Genomic DNA, 2117 nt, shown 5'->3' with positions numbered 1-2117 from the left:
AAAGTTATTGCGGAAACCAGGGAGAGAAGCGCTCAAACACGCTGTCAAAGCTACGCTGTGAAATCAACAAAGTGCTACACAAGAGCGTATTGGTTAGTGTCTTGTGGTGAAACGACCGTGTCCGCTCGTTAGCAGCCGCAGGTCGTCGTGATGATACACTCTGCGTTGTCACAGGTCGCACAGGTGTTTTTGTGCGTCCGTGGAACGGCTCCGTCGAGACACCAGTCTCCGACGCAGTCACAGCCACCGCAGTTATCACAGTCGTCCGTCGTTGGCGGTTGTTCGTCGCGGTCTGTCGTTCCGATCGATGTCTCTACTTGCTCGTAGCTGTCGCCGTCCGAGTGCACGTACATGAGTACGTTACTGCCGTCTTCGGGGAATAGCGCGGCGAACGGCGCAGAACTCTCGCTGTAGGTGACCTGCAGTCGGCCACGAGGCGTCGTCGTGGTGAACGATACCTCTCGCGATCCGCCTTCGGCGAGGTCGTGAATTTGTCCGTCGGCGTCGTCCGTCGCACCGAAATCCGGAAGGACGCTGAGCGTCGCTTCTGCGAGCAAGCCATCGCTCTCGAGTTGATTGAGAAGCGCTTGCCCGGTTCTAACGTCTTCGGTCACTTCGATGTCGAGTTCCGCTGAAACGGCCTCGATGTCTCGCTCCGAGAGGGTCAGTCCCGCGGCCTCGAGGCGCGCGAGTTTGTCGCCCGAGTCAGCGTCAGCGGCGACGCTTCCGGTCGCAGCGACTGCGCCCATACTCACGGCACCGGCTGCCGCACTTTGTAGCACTGTTCGTCGACTAACTGAATCAATGTCTTTGTCAGACATCAAATGAGTAGGCCACGTTCTATTGGAAATATCTTTTGGATATAAATTAGTTTTGGTCAAGTTCGAACCTTATCATTTATTAATTGGTGGACTGACACGAGGGCTGATGTCGAGAGTGATTTGGAACCGTACGCCTGTCCTGTATTACGCCGTTCACATCGCTGGCTCATCTGATTGGAAGAGTCAATTTTACTAGCGGAGGTTCTGGAAAGCTGAACGGTTCTACTATATACCTACTGCTCGACAAAACAAATTTATAAATCAATGTATTGGAAATGATTTATGACCACTGGACCAACCAGTCGGCGAACGGTTTTGAAACGAAGCGCACTCACAGCACTGGCACTCGGTATCGGCGGCTCGGCCAGCGGGGCTGCCTCCCGATCAACACCCGAGATCGAGCAGTTCCGCGTCAAGGGGACCCGAGAGACGACGGTTCGGTACGAACCCGAGACCATCACCGTCACCGTTCGGAAACGGAGCCCGGCTCTCAGTGATCGACTCGAGTCCCAACGGGACGAGTTCGTCGACGAAATCGAATACGATCGAACTGCACTCAACGATACCCTGTTGCACGCTTTCGAAATTAGGGCCAAAAACCAGATGATGTTGCAGGTTTCTCTGAACAGGGTTGGCTACTAATGCCCACATCCGGGTACCAAGCATCAACTAATTTTGCACATGCAACGGGCTAAACGAAAGTAAATTCGACGACGACTTGTTTCCCGAACGGGGACAGCGGGTCGACGAAGCGCCGTGGACGACCCACATCGCGAGGGAGGCGGAGTGGCGAGAACTCTTCGCGGCACAGTCCGAGAACTATGGCCCAGAGGACAGTCACTTGCCGAGTGAGTCCGACTACGACCACGCGGTATGGACCTACAGCGATATCGACGAGACAGGGTACGAACGCCGCAACCCGATCAATATCGTCTGCGATCTCTCCAGTCGCTCGTTCGGCGACGTTCAGGACGTACTCACCGACGACGGCTGGTCGTTTCTCGACTGGGACGCGCTTCCACCACACGAGTACCGACGATTCGCCTGGAATCAGGAACTCGAGCAGTTCGAGGACTCCCACGCCAGCCTCGGATACGCCTGGACGTTCGGCGATCCCAACATCTACGGTGCCAATGGCCGCTACCACGTCCAGACCTGGGAGTTCGTCGACGGCCTCGTCGGGGTCCACTGCCACGAAGACACGCCGGTTCCACACAGTGTCGAATCGTACACGACGGCCGAAGACGAGGTTCGAACCATCTTCGCCAGCGCCGGCTGGGAGACGAGCGCGAACGA

General features: G+C 56.3%; 2 protein-coding genes and 1 pseudogene. 2 read left to right on the top strand and 1 reads right to left on the bottom strand.

The annotated features are described in order from the left end of the window. Positions 1 to 128: 128 nt before the first annotated feature. Positions 129 to 749: a hypothetical protein gene (locus C446_RS19560; RefSeq protein WP_006673598.1), complete on the bottom strand. Its 621-nt coding sequence runs from the start codon at positions 747 to 749 to the stop codon at positions 129 to 131. Positions 750 to 1103: 354 nt separating this feature from the next. Here C446_RS19560 and C446_RS13100 point away from each other — a divergent pair, with 354 nt between their 5' ends. Then, on the top strand, positions 1104 to 1463 hold the full coding sequence (locus C446_RS13100) for a twin-arginine translocation signal domain-containing protein (protein WP_152419439.1): 360 nt from the start codon (positions 1104 to 1106) through the stop codon (positions 1461 to 1463). A gap of 76 nt (positions 1464 to 1539) precedes the next feature. Beyond that, a pseudogene (locus C446_RS13095) lies at positions 1540 to 2117 on the top strand (hypothetical protein); the annotation flags it as partial.

Origin of the sequence: Halobiforma nitratireducens JCM 10879 (genome assembly GCF_000337895.1) — an archaeon.
In the GTDB taxonomy this organism is placed as follows: Archaea; Halobacteriota; Halobacteria; order Halobacteriales; family Natrialbaceae; genus Natronobacterium; species Natronobacterium nitratireducens.
This window is presented reverse-complemented; position numbering and strand designations above follow the sequence as displayed.